Here is a 16,273-nt window from a genome sequence, read left to right as displayed (position 1 = left end):
CGTGGACCTCTGTAGCCTGATCGACCGCAACGCGGCGTTCGCGCCAGACAAGACGGCCATTGCCTTCGAAGGCAAGCGGCTGAGTTACGCGGCATTCGCCGCACGGATCGAACGGACCGCGACTGCCTTGAAGGGGGAGCTCGGCGTCGGCCGCGGCGATCGCGTCGCGATTCTAAGCCTGAACCGGCCAGATTATCTGGTTCTGCTTTACGCCTGTGCGCGGCTCGGCGCGCTGCTGGTGCCGCTGAACTGGCGACTGGCCGTCGCCGAGCAGCTGTTCATTCTCGGCGATGCCGGCGCCAAGGTCCTGGTGCTCGAGCAGGCGTTTTCCGGAGTGCTTGCCGAGCTGGGGCAGACCGCGGTGGGGACATCCGTCGTCGGCCTCGACTTCACGCCGCCTCGCGGCACGGTATTCGAAGATTTGCTGGCCCGCGGTGACGGCACGAGCCGAAATCCACACACCGACCTCTCCAGCCCGCTGCTCATCGTCTACACGTCGGGCACGACGGGGCGACCAAAGGGCGCGGTGCTGCGCCAGGAGGCGCTGTTCTGGAACGGCGTCATGAGCCAGCACATGCACAACATGACGTCCGACGACCACGTGCTGACCGTGCTGCCGTTCTTTCACGTCGGTGGCCTCAACATCCAGACTACGCCCGCGCTCCAATTGGGCGCGACGGTCACGGTGCATGCGCGCTTCACGCCGGACGCCGCGCTTGCGGCTATCGAACGGGAACGGCCAACACTCACGGTGATGGTTCCTGCGATCCTTCAGGCGGTGAGCGAGCATGCTGCCTGGGCGACCGCTGATCTCTCATCCCTCAGGGCCGTCGCTACCGGGTCGACCATCGTGCCGCCGCACCTGATCGAGCGCTTCGTCGCGCGCGACGTCCCGGTGCTTCAGGTCTATGGTTCGACCGAAACCTGCCCGATCGCGGTCTACACGCGGCTTGGCGGTGATCTTTCGCGCGCGGGATCGACCGGCCTTGCCGGCCTGTGTTGCGAGGCAAAGGTGATCGACCAGGCCGGCGAAGAACTGCCCGCGGGCACGCCGGGCGAAATCGCGGTGCGCGGTCCCAACGTGTTCTTCGAATATTGGGGCAACGACGCCGCAACGCGCGAGGCGCTGCAGGACGGCTGGTATCGCACCGGCGATATCGGCCTGCGCGATGCCGACGGCTATTTCTGGGTCCGCGACCGAAAGAAGAACATGATCATTTCAGGCGGGGAAAACGTCTACCCGGCCGAGGTCGAGCGCGTCCTGCTCGAACATCCTGATGTCAGCGAATGCGCCGTGATCGGCCGGCCGGACCCGCGCTGGGACGAGGTACCGATCGCCTATGTCATTGCGAGATCCGGCTGCCGGCTCGAGGCGGACGAATTGAGAGCGCATCTTCAGGCGCAACTCGCGCGCTACAAAATTCCGCGCGAGATCGTCTTCGTCACCGACCTGCCGCGCACGGCGCTGGGCAAGGTCCAGCATTTCCTGCTGAAGCAGCTTGATGCGCAGTCGCGGGCGCAAGGAGAAGCATCTTGAAGATCGCAGTTCTGGGTGGGGGAAACGGCTCTTTCGCGGCCGCGGGCGATTTTGCGCTGTCGGGGCACGAGGTGCGGCTCTGGCGCCGCGATGCCGATCAGGTCGCAGCGCATCGCGCCGCCGGCTCGCGCATTCTGGTCAAGGATCACAACGGCCGTCATGACGTGAAGCTGGCGCTGGTCACGACCGACATCGCGGACGCCGTCGAAGGCACGGAGCTGATCCTGTGCCCCGCGCCCGCCTTCGCGCAAGCAGATATCGCTCGCCTGCTCGCGCCGCATCTGCGCGACGGTCACGTCGTCTTTCTGCCGCCGGCGACATTCGGCTCGATGATCTTCGCGCAAGTCGCGCGAGATGCCGGCAACCATGCGAAGGCCAGCTTTGCCGAGACTGGCACGCTACCCTGGCTGACCCGCAAGCACGGACCCTTCGAGGTCGCGATCACCATTCGCGCCAAGCGGCTCCCGGTCGGCGTGTTCCCGCTCGATCAGGCGCCGCATGCGCTCGAAGTCATCGGACGCGCTTTCCCGGACGTCATCGAACCCTGCGGAGATGCCCTATCGGGCGCCCTGATGAACGCAGGTCCGATCATTCACCCGCCGTTGATCGTGATGAACGCAGGGCCGATCGAACATTTCGAGCGCTGGGACATTCACAAGGAAGGTACGCAAGCCGCGATCCGCCGGGTCACTGACGCGCTCGACGCAGAACGCATGGCGGTGCGCGAGGCACTCGGCTACGGCGCGCCACATTTCCCGCTCGCTCACCATTACGCGAGGGAAGGCGAGATCTGGATGTATGGCCGCGGCTCGCACGACCGGCTGACCGATTCCGGCGATTGGCGCGAGCGGATCGTGCTGACAGAGCACCGTTACATGCGCGAAGATCTGCGGCTTGGGCTGTCGCTGCTGGTGTCCGTCGCCGGGTCGGCCGGCGTCGCGACGCCGCTGGCCGAAGCGTTCCTGTCGATCGGCGGCGCGATCTGCGGCGAAGATTTTGCCCGAGGTGGCCGAACGCTCGAGACGCTCGGGCTCGGCGATCTCAGCAAGGCTGAATTGCAGACGCTGCTCCGCAATGGATTCTGATCAATGACCAGTCGCATCAATATCGCCTGTCTCGGCGCTGGCCGCATGGGCCGGGGCATTGCCGTTGCCTTCGCGTATGCAGGGCACAGGGTCACGATGATCGATATCAAGGCGCGTTCCGCGGAGGACTTCACCAAGCTGGAAACGGACGCGCTTGGCGAAGTCAGGAAAACCTTCGCCAGCCTGTCGAAGCTGGGGCTCTTGGCCGAAGCGGATGTCGATCCACTTAGCGCGCGCGTCTCGGTGGTGGCGGCCGGCGGAAGCGCTGCAGCTCTGTCCGAGGCCGGCATCGTCTTCGAGGGCGTTCCTGAGGTGGTCGAGCTCAAGCGCGAAGTATTGGCGGCGGCGTCAAAGCGGGTCGGCCCTGAAACGATCATCGCGTCAACGACCTCGACCATCCTCGTCGACGATCTCTCGGGCGCAATCGTGAACCCGCGCCGCTTTCTAAACGTGCACTGGCTCAACCCGGCCTATCTCATCCCGCTGGTCGAGGTTTCGCCCGGCAAGGCGACAGACCCGGCCGTCATCGACGAGGTCAAGACGCTGCTCGAAGGCATCGGGAAGGTGCCGGTGGTCTGCGCCGCTACACCGGGTTTCATCGTCCCGCGCATCCAGGCGCTGGCAATGAACGAGGCCGCGCGCATGGTCGAGGAAGGCGTCGCCAGCGCCGAAGAGATCGACAAGGCGATCCGTTACGGCTTCGGCTTCCGCTATGCCGTACTCGGGCTGCTCGAATTCATCGATTGGGGCGGCGGCGATATCCTGTACTACGCCAGCCGTTACCTCGAAGGCGCGCTTGGTAGCGACCGCTATCGCGCGCCGGAGGTCATTTCCCGCAACATGCATGAAGGCCGCATCGGCCTGCGCACGGGCGCCGGCTTCCTGGATTACTCCGGGATGGACGTCGATGCTTATCGCGTGAAGCGGTTGCAGGCCATGGTCGACCTGCTCCGGCACTTCGACCTCGCCCGGCCGCCCGTGCTCGATCGCGGCTACCCGAAGACGTCCTGAAGCACGCCTTCGCGGACGACCGCAACGCCGTCGAGCTCGATCGTCGTTCCCATCATCGGCAGGTCGAAATGTCCGGCCGTGTAGCGCCCTGCAAATTCATTCGCGCCGGTCGAGAACAGGAAATTGCCGGAAACGGCCCGAATCTCGGTGCCGTTGGTGTCGCGCTGGTCATACATGGATAGCGCCTCATAGCGCGCACCGGGATTCATGCCGAAGCCGACATGCGACACGGCATAGGCTTCGCGATCGCTCCAGGCGGCCAGATAAGCGCGCATCATCGCGGCATCCGTGCCCTCGCCTTCGAGTTCCACGACATAGTCGTCCTTCAGAGTCATCTTCACCGGCGAGGTCAGGTAGCGCTTGAAGGTCAGGTTGATGTCGCCGGGCGCCATCACCAGAGTGCCGTTGATGGTCCCGCTCTTGGGAAAGCTGACGACGATGCCGCCGGGCCAATGCGCGAGCGTGCCGGGCTTGTCGGTCCAGCCCCACACACCGACCGTCGACGCGCCGACCATATCGACATCGAGCGCCGTGCCGGCCTTCGAGGAGACACGCATGCGCTTCGTTCCGCGCAGCATTTTGGCTGCCGCACGAACACGCTTTTCGAGCGCGGAATCCGGCACCATGCGCTCCAGCGCTTCGGGATGCTCGTTAGAGATCACCAGGATCCGCGCGCCGGCTTTGAGAATCTCCGGCGTCTCCACCGCATGCATCAGTCCTTCGATGGTGCAATCCACGACGAAGCCGGCCTGCTGAAGCGCCGTGATCACTGGACCAAGCTTTTGGATCGCCTCGCTCGCCCCGGTGGAGCGGACCGGAACGATATGCCGGTTACGCCGCGTCGGCATCACCACATGAAACGGCCGCGCGCCCATCCGCAGCAGGGCCAGCTCCGCGAGATGGACGTTCAACGCGCGTGACTGGGTCTCCGACAGGATCGCCGCGGTATCGCCGGCCTTGACGGCGCATCGCTCAAAGATCTCGCAAAACGCATCGATCCATTTTGCCTCGATACGATCAGCCAGCATGGTTCTCTCCCGGTCTTCAGGATTCTTGTTAGTTACGCTTCGGGGAAGCCCCGGAGCAAGTACGAGCGCACGGCTCCCAGCAGGCCGTTCAAGATCAAGCCCAGCAGCGAGATCGTGATCAGCGGCACGAACATGTCCACGGCCTGGAAGGTTCTGGCCGCAGTCACGAGGGCGTGCCCCAGTCCGTCCGTCGACGTGATCATTTCGGCCAGAAACACCACGATGCAGGAAATGACAAGGCCAATCCGGCACCCGGTCAGGATCGACGGCATCGCTGCCGGCAGCACTACCTTGAAGAGGATTTCGTAGCGTGACGATCCCGCAGCCATAGCCGACCAGATCAGCTTCTGCTCGACGGTCGAGGCACCGTAATAGGTCGACAGCAGGATCGGGAAAAGAGCGTCGGCAGCCACTAATGTGATCTTCGATCCGTGGCCAAATCCGAGCAGCAGCAGCAAGGCCGGATAGAGCGCGACCTTGGGCAAAGGCGCCAATACGCGCACGATGGGCCGAACCACGGCGTTAATCGTCGGATTGGCGGCGGCGGCAATGCCGATGCTGACACCGAGCACGACAGCAATCGCGAAGCCGGCAAACAGCCTGATCAGGGTCGCCGCGATCTCGTGCTGGAACGTCGAGGTTACGAGTTGCTGGAGCAGCCTGCCGAAGACGAAGCCCGGCGGCGGCAGCAGAACTGCCGGCGCGAAGCCGAAAGACACCAAGCCTTGCCACAGCGCGATCACCAGTGCGATCGGAGCAATCCCAAGAACGAAATTAGGGGAGAGAAGCCGCGACATCATGAGAAGCTCAGCGGCATGTCGAACTGTGGCTCGGACCAGCGCACGAGCCTGGCACGAACCCTTTCAAAAATCGCGTCGAGGCAGATTCCCATCGCTCCCACGATGATGATCATCGCAAAGACGGTTTCGTATTGGCCCATGTCGAGCGCGTTGAACAGGATGTTTCCGGCACCGGACTGACGGGCAATCATCTCGCTGGTGATCATCGTGATCAGCGCCAGCACCAACCCCGTACGACACCCCGTCAGAATTTCAGGCAGGGCCGCCGGTAGCACGATCCGCACCAGACGCTGCACCGGCGAGAGCCCCATCGCAGCACCCGACCACAGCATCTTCTCTTCGACCGCCTTGGCGCCTTCGAAGCTGTGATAAATCACGGGCAGGCTGACGCCGAGGAAGATCACGAGCGTTTTCGTGATGTCGCCGACGCCGAGCCACAGCATGATGATCGGCATCAAGGCCGCCTTCGGCACGGGATAGATCACCATCAGGAGCGGATTGAAGAAGGCCGCAACTGCGGCGCTACGTCCCATCAAGAGGCCAAGCGGAATCGACACGAGCACGGCCGCGCCAAATCCCATCGCCATGCGCCGGAGCGAGGCCAGAACATTGATCAGGGATTCCTTGTCGCCAAGGATGTCCGGAATCGCTTTCATCGCTCCGATCGCGGTCGGAAAGCTGTCATTCTTCAGCGCCAGTGACGCGACCTGCCACACCACCAGCAATCCGATGCAGGCGAGCACCGGGGCAGCGCGCTTGGTCATGCCGGCCGCCGACATCATGCGGGCGCTCCGGCTTCGTCGCTCTCGTCGAACATGCGCTCGATATCGACGACGTACTTCTGGTAACGCGGATCGAGCAACAGCTCGTTGCGGCGGCGCGGCCGCGGCAGGTCGATGTCGATGACCTGCCGGATTCGCCCGGGCGATTTCGACATCATGACGACCTTGTCCGAGAGGAAGACGGCTTCGTCGACCGAATGGGTGACGAAAAGCACCGTCTTGCGGTCACGCTCCCAGATATTCAGAAGATCGTTCTGCAGGCGCGTCCTCGTGTGCGCGTCAAGCGCCCCGAACGGCTCGTCCATCAGCAGCACTTCGGGATGGTAGGCAAGTGTCCGCGCCAGCGCCACGCGCTGCTTCATGCCGCCCGACAGCTCCTTGGGATAGAAATTCTCGTAGCCCTTGAGGCCGACCATCTCGATCAGCGCCCGGCTCTGCGCTTCGGCCTGGGCGATGCGAATTCCTTGCTGACGCGGCCCATACATCACGTTGCCGAGCACGGTCTTCCAGGGAAATAGCGCAAACTCCTGGAACACCGGTCCGCGATCCGGACCGGGCCCCGTGATCGCCTGCCCCTTCATCTTCGCCGCGCCGCTGGTTGGACTGACGAAGCCGCCGACAATGTAGAGCAGTGTCGACTTGCCGCAGCCGGACGGACCAAGGATGGAGACGAAAGCTCCCTCCTCGATCCTCAGCGAGATATCCGACAGCGCAACATGATCCTTGCGTGCCGAGGTCTGAAAAACCTGCGAGACGCGGTCGATCTCGATGATTGCGGAAGCCGGGTCTTGGTGCGTCACCGGTCTCACCCGTTCGCTCGATCTCGCAGACACTACCGTCATCCCGCCTTCCGTCCTACTCGCACGAAGCTTCAGCGGCACGAGCTTAGCAAGAAGCCTGCCAGACGGGCTGTCATTTTCGCACCCGTGCGGTGCGTCATTCGAACCACGGCCATTCTGCCGGGCCTTCATGCGTCACGGCTCCGCCTGGCGCCTGCCCAACCAGCCGCGCATATTTTGCCAGCGCACCTGCACGGTGGCGTGGCGGGCGCGGCTTCCAATCGCGTCGCCGCGCAGCGAGCTCCTGTTCTTCGAGCAGGACATCCATCCGCCGATTTGCCGCATCGATCCGGATCCTGTCACCATTCCGGACGAGCGCCAGCGGACCGCCAACGAATGCCTCGGGGGACACGTAGCCGATGCACATCCCGCGGGTCGCGCCGGAGAACCGGCCATCGGTGATCAGCGCCACTTTTTCACCCATGCCCTGCCCGTAGATCAGTGCGGTGACGCCAAGCATCTCACGCATGCCAGGTCCGCCGACTGGCCCTTCATTGCGGATCACGAGAACCTCGCCCGCCTTGTAACTGCGGTCACGAACGGCTGCGACGCAGGCTTCTTCATCCTCGAAAACACGCGCGACGCCTTCGAAGAATTGGCTCTTCAAGCCCGCCACCTTGATCACCGCCCCATCGGGACAGAGGTTACCCTTCAGCACCGCGACGCCACCGTCAGGCATGATCGGCGCACGAGCCGTGTGCACAACCTCTCCGTCGGGCGCGTTGGCCACACCGTACTCTTCGGCAAGTGTGCGGCCGGTGATCGACAAGCAGCCGCCATCGATATGACCGCTCTGGATCAGCTCGCGAATGATGACCGCAGCGCCGCCGATATCGTAGACATCCTTCGCCGTATACTTGCCTCCGGGGCGCAGATTGCCGATCAACGGCGTCCTGGCAAAGACCTCCCCCACATCATCGATGCTGAATGCAATTCCGGCCTCATTCGCGATCGCCGGCAGGTGCAGCGCGGCGTTGGTCGAGCCGCCCGTCGCTGCCACGATCGCCGCTCCGTTCTCCAGGGATTTCCGCGTCACGATGTCGCGCGGCAGCGGCCCGCCGCGGTCCAGCATCTCCATGATCAGTCGGCCGGCGCGTCGCGAAATCTGCGCACGCTCGGAATAGACACCGGGCACCATCGAGACGTTGGGAATGGTCAGCCCCATCGCCTCCGATACCATGCCCATGGTGTTCGCGGTGAACTGGCCGGCGCACGCACCGATCGTCGGCAGGCAGGCGCGCTCGATCCGCTCGAGCGTGGCGCCGTCGATCTCGCCAGTCATGAAGCTGCCGACAGCCTCATAGGAATCGAGCACCGTCAGTGTACGTCCATCCATGCGCCCGGGCAGCGAGCTGCCGCCATAGATGAAGATGGATGGCACGTTGCAGCGGACCATTCCCATCATCACGCCAGGAAGGGTCTTGTCGCACCCGCCGTATCCGATCAGCGCATCGTAGGCCAACCCATGGACCACGGCTTCGATCGAGTCGGCGATCAGCTCACGCGAGAACAGGGAGAACTTCATCCCCTCATGATTCATGCTGATGCCGTCGGACACCGAAACAGTCGAGAACTCACGCGGTGTACCGCCGGCCTCCTCGATCCCGGTCTTGGCTGCAGCTACCTGGAAGTCGTGGGTCATGTTGCAGGGCGTCTGCTCACCCTTCATGCTGACGATGCCCACCATCGGCTTCGCAATCGCAGCGTCGTCGAGCCCCATGGCGCGCATGAATGCACGATGCGGCGCTCGGTCGAGGCCGTCTGTGGTGACTCGGGATCGCAACTTCTTCATATATGCATCTTCTTCGTGCAGCGTCCCGGATGATCCGGAACGCCACGATGTTGGTTCGGCAATTCGCCCGCTTCTATTGCAGCGGCGCGACGATCGACGGATGCTTGAACTGTGCGACATCCAGCTTCGGCAGCATTCCTGTCTCTGCATAGATATCCAGCATCTTCTGGATCGCCGGGAAGTTCGGCGCAGCACCCGGATCGCGGCCGAAATCATTGTCCTTGAGCAGGTAGGTCTCAAGCACCGGGATGGGGGCTTTCAGCACTTCATTGACGACCTTGAGAGTCTCCTCGCGGTTCGCGAGTGCCTTCTTCATGCCCGAGGTAATATCGCGGACATAGGCCTTGACCAACTCAGGGTTCTTGTCGACGAAATCGGCACGGCAGGCTTCCAGGATGTGCACGATGTTCGGCATGGCCTGGGAGAGCGAGAACAGCTTCCTTGTGCCGCCCTTTGCCTCCGCGCGCGCAGCAAACGGCTGGTTCATATTGACCGCGTCGACGCGGCCTTGGCGCAGCGCGTCCTCGGAGACGGCAAAGCCGACCTCGACCAGCTTGATGTCCTTGGCCGGATCGACGCCATTCTGCTTCAAGAGCAGATTGAACGGCCCTTGCGTACCGCCACCGATCACGGAAATGCCGACGGTCTTGCCCTTGAGATCCGCGATTGACTTGATGGGCGAGTCATCCTTGACGGCCCAGTAAACCGAGAAGCCGCCGGGCATCTCGAAAACATGCTGCGCGACGATATAGGCCTTGAGATTGCCGCCGACGACCCCATTGGAGAGGGAGAGCGGCGCCTGCGTCGCGCAGTCCAGCGCACCTGCCGCCAGGGCCTGCGTCATCGGCGCGGTGCCCTGGAATTGGGTCCATTCGATGTTGTAGGTCTTGCCGAGATTGGGAAACTCTGCCGGCCTGCGCATCATCCAGTACTTGGACTCCTCCGCAGGGATGGTCCAGCCGACGCGGATCGTCTGCTGCCCCCATGACGGGCTTGCGCCCGCGCTCACGGCGGCTGCCGCCCCCAAAGCCAGGATCCACTTCGAAACGGTTCGCATCGTGCCACTCCGCTGCTCCGGCGCCGACTGGCGCCGCCAACCCGACCGCCTCAAATGTTTCATGGTTCAAACAATCAGGCAAGCCATGCGAGGTGGGCGATCTTGCCGGCAGGTAGGCTATGTATGGTAAAGCGGCGTCTGCGACAGAAGGAGGCAACCTATGGCTGACGACAGCAAGAACCGCACCGAGAAGCTCGGCTATCTCGGCCTCGGACTCATGGGAACGCCGATGACCCGACGCCTGCTGAAGGCCGGCTATCAGGTCGCTGTCTGGAATCGCTCGGAGGGCAAGGTGGCGCCGCTCGTCGAGGCTGGTGCCAAGCACGTGGTTACGCCCCGAGATCTGCTGGCGAGCTCGGATATCGTCTTCATGTGCGTGACGGATGCGGCGGCGGTGGAGGAGGTGATCTTCGGGCCCGAAGGTCTGGCAGCAGCCCTTGGCGCGGGCAAGCTTGTGGTCGACTTCTCGTCTATCCATCCCGACGCGGCGCGCGATCTCGCAACGCGATTGAAAGACGCGAACGGGACGGGCTGGATCGATGCGCCGGTGTCCGGGGGCACGAAGGGCGCCGAGGAAGGCACGCTCGCCATCATGGCGGGGGGAGAAGCTGGCGACATCGAGAGGGTGCGGCCCTATGTGCTGGCCATGGCGCGCAGGTTCACGCACATGGGCCCGGTCGGCGCCGGCCAGACCACAAAGCTGTGCAACCAGGTGATCGTCGGATGCGCGATGGCCGTGCTCGCGGAAGCAACCCGCCTTGCCGTGAACGCCGGAATTGACGCCAACCGATTGCCCGAAGCGCTCGCCGGCGGATTTGCGGATTCAATCCCGCTCCAGCTGTTCGTGCCACGAATGGTCAACGGCATTCACAGCCCGCCGCTCGGCCACATCGCCACGATGCTCAAGGATCTCGATACGGTCGCCGATGTTGCACAGGCAACCTCGACGCCGGTGCCGATGGCCGCGCTTGCCGGACAGCTTTTCAGGCTGGCGAAGGCCGCGCGAGGTGCGGACGCGGACGCGCTGGAGATCTACAAGCTTTCGGCGGCAGAGCGCAAAGCAGTATAGGGGGCGCGTTACGGCACGTTCTTGCGCTCATCGTCGGCTATGAAACGACCGAACGCCCCTCGCGCAAAGAGCAGCGGCTCCTTCGCATTGTAGGTATATGCCTCGACCGCGCCGAGAAAGATCACGTGGTCACCGCCATAATAGCGATTCACGGAGCGGCATTGAAAGTTGGCGACGCTCTCGGCTAGCACTGGCGCGTTGCCGAGGCCAGGGGTCCAGTCAACGCCTGTGAACTTGTCGTCCGACGATCTTGCGAATTTGTTTGCGAGCGCCTGCTGCGAAGCGCCGAGAACGTTGACGCTGAAATGGCTGGCGTTCTGGAAGACGGTCAGGCTCGAGGAATAGACGACGAGGCTCCACAGAACCAGCGGGGGATTCAGCGAGACCGAGGCGAAGGAATTGCATGTCAGCCCGTACGGCCTGCCGTCGGCCGCTGCCGCCGCGATGATCGTCACGCCCGTTGCATACGTCCCGAGCGCGTTGCGAAAGTCGCGAGGATCAATCTGCGAGCTGTCGCTCGCGAGCTCGTTGGCAGGATCCGGAGCGCGAGGCTGCTTCGGCAAGTCATTCATCGGCCGACCTCACAGCGTGAGATTCTCGGAGGGCAGGCCGAGGGCCACCCGTCCGTAGTTGGTCCCGGCCGCATCGAAGTTGAATGCGAGATGTGAGTTGATCGCGTGCGCATCGCGGAACTGCCGCTGTAACACGCCGCTCGTGAACAGCCCGCGCGCGCCGCTGGCCGCAAACAGCATCGAGACTGCGTCCGTGCACAAGTTCACGGAAAAGGATCCGTCGCGGCGGTATCTGGTCTTGGTCGCCATATCGGGAATATGGCCGCGCCGCGCGTCCTCCATGGCATCGAGACAAGCCGATCGCATGATCAGGCGCGCAGCGTCGATCTTGGCCGAGGCCTCGGCGATCTTGATCTGCGTGCTTTGAAAATCGCTCAGCTTGGCACGGTTGTAGGTCGAAATACGATGACGCGCGACCTCCGTGTAGTCGTCAAGGCACGCCTGTGCATTCCCCAGCGCGACACCGGAAAGGACGTAAGGAAATAGTGAGAAGACAGGCAGCGCATATAGAGGATTCGGATTGACCGTGCTTCCCGGCGTCGGGCCACCCGAGAGGTCCCCTACGGCGACGGTCATATGGTCAGGAACGAAAGCGTCGCTGACCTCCACATCGCACGACCCCGTCCCGCGCAATCCCGCGACATTCCAGGTGTCCAGTACCTTGTAGTCGCCGCTCGGTAGCAGGAAGATCCGATACTCGATACCGTCCGCCTCATCGTCGGAATAGACCACGCTTGCCAGCATGTTCCATTCGCAGGAGGCAACACCCGAGGAGAACGGCCAGCTGCCGCGCAACTGGTATCCGCCCTCGACTTTCGTCGCGCGCCCGGCCGGAAAAATGAACGAGGATGCAATCAGCGTATCCGGATCGCGGCCCCAGACCAGATCCTGCGCCCGTCGTTCGAACATGCCGAGCATCCAATGATGGCTCGCCAGATTGGCGAGATTCCAGGCGACCGACGCATCCGCCTGCCCGAGCAGTTCAGCGCAATCGACGAGAGCGACATAGTCGAGCTCAGCGCCACCAATCCGGGCCGGCTGGAGCATCCGGAACAAGCCGGCCTCATGAAGATCCGTCTCTGTTTCCGAAGGCAGATGCCGCAGCTCCTCCGTCCGTGCCGCCCGCTCCCGTAGTCGCGGAAGGAGGCTCCGGGCCTTCGCGATCATGGCCGCATAAACCTCACCGCCGGCTTGCAGACCTGCGGGCTGGGTCATGCTCGGCTCCTGGCCAGGCGCCATTCGTGTCCCTCGCTTTCACACATTTATGCGGCGGGACCTTCGCCAAATCAAGCCGAGCCAGTGCCTCAAGTCGACCTCGGAGGCTTGACCAACCCAAAAGCGCCCTTCTCGCCAAAATCCGCGATCCGACGTTCGTCGTAGCCGAGCATATCTTGCAGGATCTGCTGGGTGTGCTCGCCCAAAAGAGGTGCCGCGACGGGGTCGACCGCGCCTGTCAGGCTCATCGTAATCGGCGGCTCGATGTTGGGCACCCACTCGGCTGTCGGATGCGGAATCCGGTTCAAGCGATGGCGCTCGCGAGCCTCGGGGGCATTGAAGCCCTCCTCGACCGTCCGGAGATAGCCGACCGGGATATTGGCCAGCTTCATCTTCGCCATCCAGTTCTCGAGCGTATCGCTGGCGAAGACTTCGGCAATGGCTGCCCGCAGCAGCTCCTTGTTCTCCGAACGGGCTTTGCGCGTCGCAAACTGCGGATCGGTGATGAGATCGGGCCGATTCAGCACCTCGACCACAAGCCGGCGGTAGAGCCGGTCGTTGGCGCAGGCCATGTAGAGCGGCCCATCTGAGGCCTCGTAGACGCCGACGGTGGGAGACCCGCTCGGCGAATTGCCGAACCGGCCGGGATTTTCGCCGTTGATGAGATAGGCCATGCCGTAGAAACCGGTCATCCCCATCGCAACGTCGAACAGGGCAACTTCGACATGCTGCCCCCGGCCGAGCCGCTCCCGCGCCAGCAGCGCCAGCAGGATGGCATTGCAGGCGGACATCCCCGTCGCCATGTCGACAATGGGCGGGCCGGTGCGAACCGCCGGGCCGTCGGCAAATCCATTGAGCGACATGAAGCCGCTTTCCGCCTGGGTGATCGGATCGAAACCTGGCCGGGAAGCAAACGGTCCACTGCGTCCGTAGGCGGAGATTGAGCAATAGACCAGCCGCGGGTTGAACGGCGCGACCGATTCATAGTCGAGCCCGAACTTCTTCATGACCCCGCTCGAAAAATTCTCCACGACCACATCTGCCTTGCGGATCAGGTCCAGCGCGATCTCGCGCGCCTCCGGCACGGCAAGATCGAGCGCGATGCCGCGCTTGTTGCGGTTCAGGCTGAGAAAGGCGGCGCTCTCACCTCCAATCTCCGCGTGCTCATAGGCGCGCGTGTCGTCGCCGCCATCGGGATTCTCGATCTTGATGACGTGCGCACCGTAGTCGGCGAGTGTCTGGGTGCAGGCCGGGCCAGCGACCACACGCGTGAAATCGACGACCAATAGACCATCGAGCGCGGTCGGCCCTCCCGTCCCTTGCGAGGCACGTAACGGCAATTGAGGTTTGGTGGGCATCGGTCGCGCTCTCCCTTACATCGGCTTATGGCCGCCGAATTTCCTGCAAGAGCAAGCTTAAAGCCCGGCGCTGCCGACTTCGCAAGTCCCACGCCGGCATCGCTTCAGAACGCAAAAAGGACCCGGCAGCCCTCAGGCTGCCGGGTCCTCGGACGTTCCAGGCGCGTACTGGCCATTAGATAAACGGCACGTTCCGTGCGGCGGCAAACCTGCTCAGTGCAGCCATTTTCGCCAATAGAGCGTATGTGCCCAGGCCCAAGGGGTCTCGGGCTCGAACAGCCGATAACCCGCCTGAATGAAGTTGTTCGCTGATACCGGGTTGTCCGTTGTATCGGAGACAATGCTGTCCCATCCGATACGCCGCGCCCTCGCTTCCACCGCACGCATCAATCTGCGCTGAAGGCCACGTCCCCAATGCCGCTGCAACACGCCAACTCTGGAGAAATAGCCGGCGCTTCGAACGTGGGTCGAGGGCACAATTCCGGCGAACGCGACTGCGTCCGCGTCGTGATAAGCCATCCACCACGCGCCGAGGTCGAACGTGGGCATCGCCGCGGCATCGAAAAACGTGAGTCGATGCAGATCGGCTAAGGTTTCAGCAACGTCATCATCGGACGCATCGACGATACGAATTCTGTACATGAGCCACTCATTGGGCAGCAGATCCTGATCGGGCACGGAGCGACGTCAACGGCGCCATGAAGGCTCATTTACCCAGTACCACCTTGACGCCAAGCCAGACGGCACCCATCAGGCCAGTGGCAATCACTGTGATCACTGCCTTGAAGGTGTAGCTCTGGGCCTGCTCCACGCTCTTTCGCCACCTCCGCAGGTGCTGAAGATCGGCTCGCAGCTCCTTTCGATCGTCATCCTCGATGCCAAAAGAGGCCAGCACCGACGCGACCGCCTTCAACATGATCGCATCGATGCTCTCCTGCTGGAGCCTTTGCTGCTCGGCCAGCGTCTCGGCCACAATGGCCCTGATCTCGTCGTTTTGCATCCTCATCGCTTGATGATCCTTGCGACATTCTCGAAGCCACGCTTGGCGAAATAGAATGAGACCACAAGATTGGCGGTGACCGCCGCAAATCCCGCCAGGGCGTCCGTCGAGCCCAATCCGAGAACCTTGTCCCAGACCAGGAGCTTTGCGAAATAGAGCGCGACGCAATAGCCCATCAGCTTGTCGGGTTCGTACCAGTGCCCGATCTCGGCGATCGCTGCCGACCCACTGAACGACCCAGATCGTGAAGGCATCTGCGGCGGCGCCGGCGCCGCCGATGTCGATGAAGGCACGGAGCGGCAGCAGCGGATCTGCGGCAACTTTGCCGATCCGCCCCTGCGCGCGCGCTTCCGAGAGCAGCGAGGCGAAATAAGCACCCTCGAAGGCGCGTGCATAGTCTCCCTCCCAGATGTGATCGTAGCGCTCCGGATAGAGCTTCTGGTCGAGCACCCGCTCCTCCTCGAGCACATCCGGAAACCAGGGATTGTCGCGCCAGTTCGCCTTCACGACCACGGCGCCGTCCGGCTGCCGCCCACGCAGAAAATCGTCGATCGCATCGCTCTTGCGACGCGGATTCCAGCTCGACCAGAGCTCGGAGTCCTTGGCGCGGATCGTCGGCCGCAGCAGCGCGAGGCTGCGTGCGCTCAAGGATTGCGCCTCGTCGATCCAGGCGATGCGAAACCCCTCCAGGGATTTGATCGAGTCGGCGGTGTGATCCTGAAGCCCGCGGAAGATAATGAGTCCGTCGCCGGGCGTCTCGATCTTGTCGCTGAATAACTTGAAGCCGTGCCCGAGCCCGAGGCTTGCGATCTTGCCTTCGATCAAGCGCTTCGACGATTGCGCCAGCGTGCGCTGCGCCTCGCGGATGCAGACCGCGAGCGTGCCGCGCTCGGCCTGGCAGGTCTCGACCAGGAGCTCGCCGAAGAAATGCGACTTGCCCGAGCCGCGTCCGCCATAAACGCCCTTGTAGCGCGCAGGTTTCAGCAGCGGCTCGAAGATTCTTGCGGTCGGAATTTTCAGGATGGACACCAGATGCCCTCGTTTGCGGAGGCATCAAAAAACCCGCGCCGGACTGCGTCCGCGCGGGCAACACCAACTTCTGTCGATGATGCCATTCTGCCAGTGTTT

Annotated in this window: 15 protein-coding genes and 1 pseudogene; 4 read left to right on the top strand and 12 right to left on the bottom strand. The window is 63.1% G+C overall.

Annotated features, from left to right (window positions below; translation table 11 throughout):
- The first annotated feature begins 1 nt into the window (after nt 1).
- From ABIA45_RS01995 to ABIA45_RS01985, 3 genes are read left to right on the top strand one after another with little or no spacing between them, the layout of a single operon-like run.
- Nucleotides 2-1,537: a class I adenylate-forming enzyme family protein gene (locus ABIA45_RS01995; RefSeq protein ID WP_404650963.1), complete on the top strand. Its 1,536-nt coding sequence runs from the start codon at nt 2-4 to the stop codon at nt 1,535-1,537.
- Nucleotides 1,534-2,622 (top strand): NAD/NADP octopine/nopaline dehydrogenase family protein, encoded by a 1,089-nt coding sequence (locus ABIA45_RS01990; protein ID WP_404650962.1) that lies wholly within the window; start codon nt 1,534-1,536, stop codon nt 2,620-2,622. The genes ABIA45_RS01995 and ABIA45_RS01990 overlap by 4 nt, the downstream gene beginning before the upstream one ends.
- A gap of 3 nt (nt 2,623-2,625) precedes the next feature.
- On the top strand, nt 2,626-3,633 hold the full coding sequence (locus ABIA45_RS01985; protein WP_404650961.1) for a 3-hydroxybutyryl-CoA dehydrogenase: 1,008 nt from the start codon (nt 2,626-2,628) through the stop codon (nt 3,631-3,633).
- Here ABIA45_RS01985 and ABIA45_RS01980 read toward each other — a convergent pair.
- The 6 genes from ABIA45_RS01980 to ABIA45_RS01955 all read right to left on the bottom strand — a co-directional run bounded on the left by ABIA45_RS01980 (nt 3,615) and on the right by ABIA45_RS01955 (nt 9,931).
- Complete coding sequence (locus ABIA45_RS01980; protein ID WP_404539433.1) at nt 3,615-4,661, bottom strand: peptidase M29; 1,047 nt, start codon at nt 4,659-4,661, stop codon at nt 3,615-3,617. The genes ABIA45_RS01985 and ABIA45_RS01980 overlap by 19 nt on opposite strands.
- Nucleotides 4,662-4,693: 32 nt before the next feature.
- On the bottom strand, nt 4,694-5,461 hold the full coding sequence (locus ABIA45_RS01975) for an ABC transporter permease (RefSeq protein WP_404539430.1): 768 nt from the start codon (nt 5,459-5,461) through the stop codon (nt 4,694-4,696).
- A complete protein-coding gene (locus tag ABIA45_RS01970; protein ID WP_404650960.1) occupies nt 5,458-6,243 on the bottom strand; it encodes an ABC transporter permease in 786 nt (261 codons plus the stop codon). Before ABIA45_RS01970 ends, ABIA45_RS01975 begins: the two co-directional genes overlap by 4 nt.
- Entirely contained in the window at nt 6,240-7,085 is an 846-nt protein-coding gene (locus ABIA45_RS01965) for an ABC transporter ATP-binding protein (protein ID WP_404650959.1), read from the bottom strand. The genes ABIA45_RS01970 and ABIA45_RS01965 overlap by 4 nt, the downstream gene beginning before the upstream one ends.
- A gap of 94 nt (nt 7,086-7,179) precedes the next feature.
- On the bottom strand, nt 7,180-8,874 hold the full coding sequence (gene ilvD / locus ABIA45_RS01960; RefSeq protein ID WP_271537472.1) for a dihydroxy-acid dehydratase: 1,695 nt from the start codon (nt 8,872-8,874) through the stop codon (nt 7,180-7,182).
- A 73-nt stretch (nt 8,875-8,947) separates the two neighbouring features.
- Nucleotides 8,948-9,931 carry an ABC transporter substrate-binding protein gene (locus tag ABIA45_RS01955; RefSeq protein ID WP_057028661.1) on the bottom strand — a complete coding sequence of 328 codons (984 nt, stop codon included), beginning with the start codon at nt 9,929-9,931 and terminating at the stop codon, nt 8,948-8,950.
- A gap of 160 nt (nt 9,932-10,091) precedes the next feature.
- On the opposite strand from ABIA45_RS01955, the gene ABIA45_RS01950 reads away from it, so the two are divergent.
- A complete protein-coding gene (locus tag ABIA45_RS01950) occupies nt 10,092-11,000 on the top strand; it encodes an NAD(P)-dependent oxidoreductase (RefSeq protein WP_157285611.1) in 909 nt (302 codons plus the stop codon).
- Between the two features lie 8 nt (nt 11,001-11,008).
- On the opposite strand, the gene ABIA45_RS01945 is transcribed toward ABIA45_RS01950, so the two are convergent.
- The 6 genes and pseudogenes from ABIA45_RS01945 to ABIA45_RS01920 all read right to left on the bottom strand — a co-directional run.
- Nucleotides 11,009-11,572, bottom strand: coding sequence for a flavin reductase family protein (locus tag ABIA45_RS01945; protein ID WP_404650958.1), 564 nt, complete (start codon nt 11,570-11,572; stop codon nt 11,009-11,011).
- A gap of 9 nt (nt 11,573-11,581) precedes the next feature.
- Nucleotides 11,582-12,787 carry an acyl-CoA dehydrogenase family protein gene (locus ABIA45_RS01940; RefSeq protein ID WP_271537181.1) on the bottom strand — a complete coding sequence of 402 codons (1,206 nt, stop codon included), beginning with the start codon at nt 12,785-12,787 and terminating at the stop codon, nt 11,582-11,584.
- Between the two features lie 89 nt (nt 12,788-12,876).
- Nucleotides 12,877-14,145: a CaiB/BaiF CoA transferase family protein gene (locus tag ABIA45_RS01935; RefSeq protein WP_404650957.1), complete on the bottom strand. Its 1,269-nt coding sequence runs from the start codon at nt 14,143-14,145 to the stop codon at nt 12,877-12,879.
- Between the two features lie 213 nt (nt 14,146-14,358).
- Entirely contained in the window at nt 14,359-14,787 is a 429-nt protein-coding gene (locus ABIA45_RS01930; RefSeq protein WP_404546162.1) for a GNAT family N-acetyltransferase, read from the bottom strand.
- Nucleotides 14,788-14,851: 64 nt separating this feature from the next.
- Nucleotides 14,852-15,151 carry a hypothetical protein gene (locus ABIA45_RS01925; protein ID WP_404655600.1) on the bottom strand — a complete coding sequence of 100 codons (300 nt, stop codon included), beginning with the start codon at nt 15,149-15,151 and terminating at the stop codon, nt 14,852-14,854.
- A 423-nt stretch (nt 15,152-15,574) separates the two neighbouring features.
- Nucleotides 15,575-16,174 (bottom strand): annotated as a pseudogene (locus ABIA45_RS01920) (PBSX family phage terminase large subunit); the annotation flags it as partial.
- Between the last annotated feature and the right edge of the window lie 99 nt (nt 16,175-16,273).

The organism is Bradyrhizobium sp. USDA 336, assembly GCF_044908355.1.
In the GTDB taxonomy this organism is placed as follows: domain Bacteria; phylum Pseudomonadota; class Alphaproteobacteria; order Rhizobiales; family Xanthobacteraceae; genus Bradyrhizobium; species Bradyrhizobium yuanmingense.
The sequence above is the reverse complement of the archived record's forward strand: the minus strand, read 5'-3'. Positions and strand labels throughout refer to the sequence as shown.

Bases quoted from the DNA above. Each gene is read 5' to 3' on its own strand.
- ABIA45_RS01985 (WP_404650961.1), top strand. From the start codon at position 2,626: ATGACCAGTCGCATCAATATCGCCTGTCTCGGCGCTGGCCGCATGGGC.
- ABIA45_RS01980 (WP_404539433.1), bottom strand. From the start codon at position 4,661: ATGCTGGCTGATCGTATCGAGGCAAAATGGATCGATGCGTTTTGCGAG.
- ABIA45_RS01975 (WP_404539430.1), bottom strand. From the start codon at position 5,461: ATGATGTCGCGGCTTCTCTCCCCTAATTTCGTTCTTGGGATTGCTCCG.
- ABIA45_RS01970 (WP_404650960.1), bottom strand. From the start codon at position 6,243: ATGATGTCGGCGGCCGGCATGACCAAGCGCGCTGCCCCGGTGCTCGCC.
- ABIA45_RS01965 (WP_404650959.1), bottom strand. From the start codon at position 7,085: ATGACGGTAGTGTCTGCGAGATCGAGCGAACGGGTGAGACCGGTGACG.
- ilvD (WP_271537472.1), bottom strand. From the start codon at position 8,874: ATGAAGAAGTTGCGATCCCGAGTCACCACAGACGGCCTCGACCGAGCG.
- ABIA45_RS01955 (WP_057028661.1), bottom strand. From the start codon at position 9,931: ATGCGAACCGTTTCGAAGTGGATCCTGGCTTTGGGGGCGGCAGCCGCC.
- ABIA45_RS01950 (WP_157285611.1), top strand. From the start codon at position 10,092: ATGGCTGACGACAGCAAGAACCGCACCGAGAAGCTCGGCTATCTCGGC.
- ABIA45_RS01945 (WP_404650958.1), bottom strand. From the start codon at position 11,572: ATGAATGACTTGCCGAAGCAGCCTCGCGCTCCGGATCCTGCCAACGAG.
- ABIA45_RS01940 (WP_271537181.1), bottom strand. From the start codon at position 12,787: ATGACCCAGCCCGCAGGTCTGCAAGCCGGCGGTGAGGTTTATGCGGCC.
- ABIA45_RS01935 (WP_404650957.1), bottom strand. From the start codon at position 14,145: ATGCCCACCAAACCTCAATTGCCGTTACGTGCCTCGCAAGGGACGGGA.
- ABIA45_RS01930 (WP_404546162.1), bottom strand. From the start codon at position 14,787: ATGTACAGAATTCGTATCGTCGATGCGTCCGATGATGACGTTGCTGAA.
- ABIA45_RS01925 (WP_404655600.1), bottom strand. From the start codon at position 15,151: ATGAGGATGCAAAACGACGAGATCAGGGCCATTGTGGCCGAGACGCTG.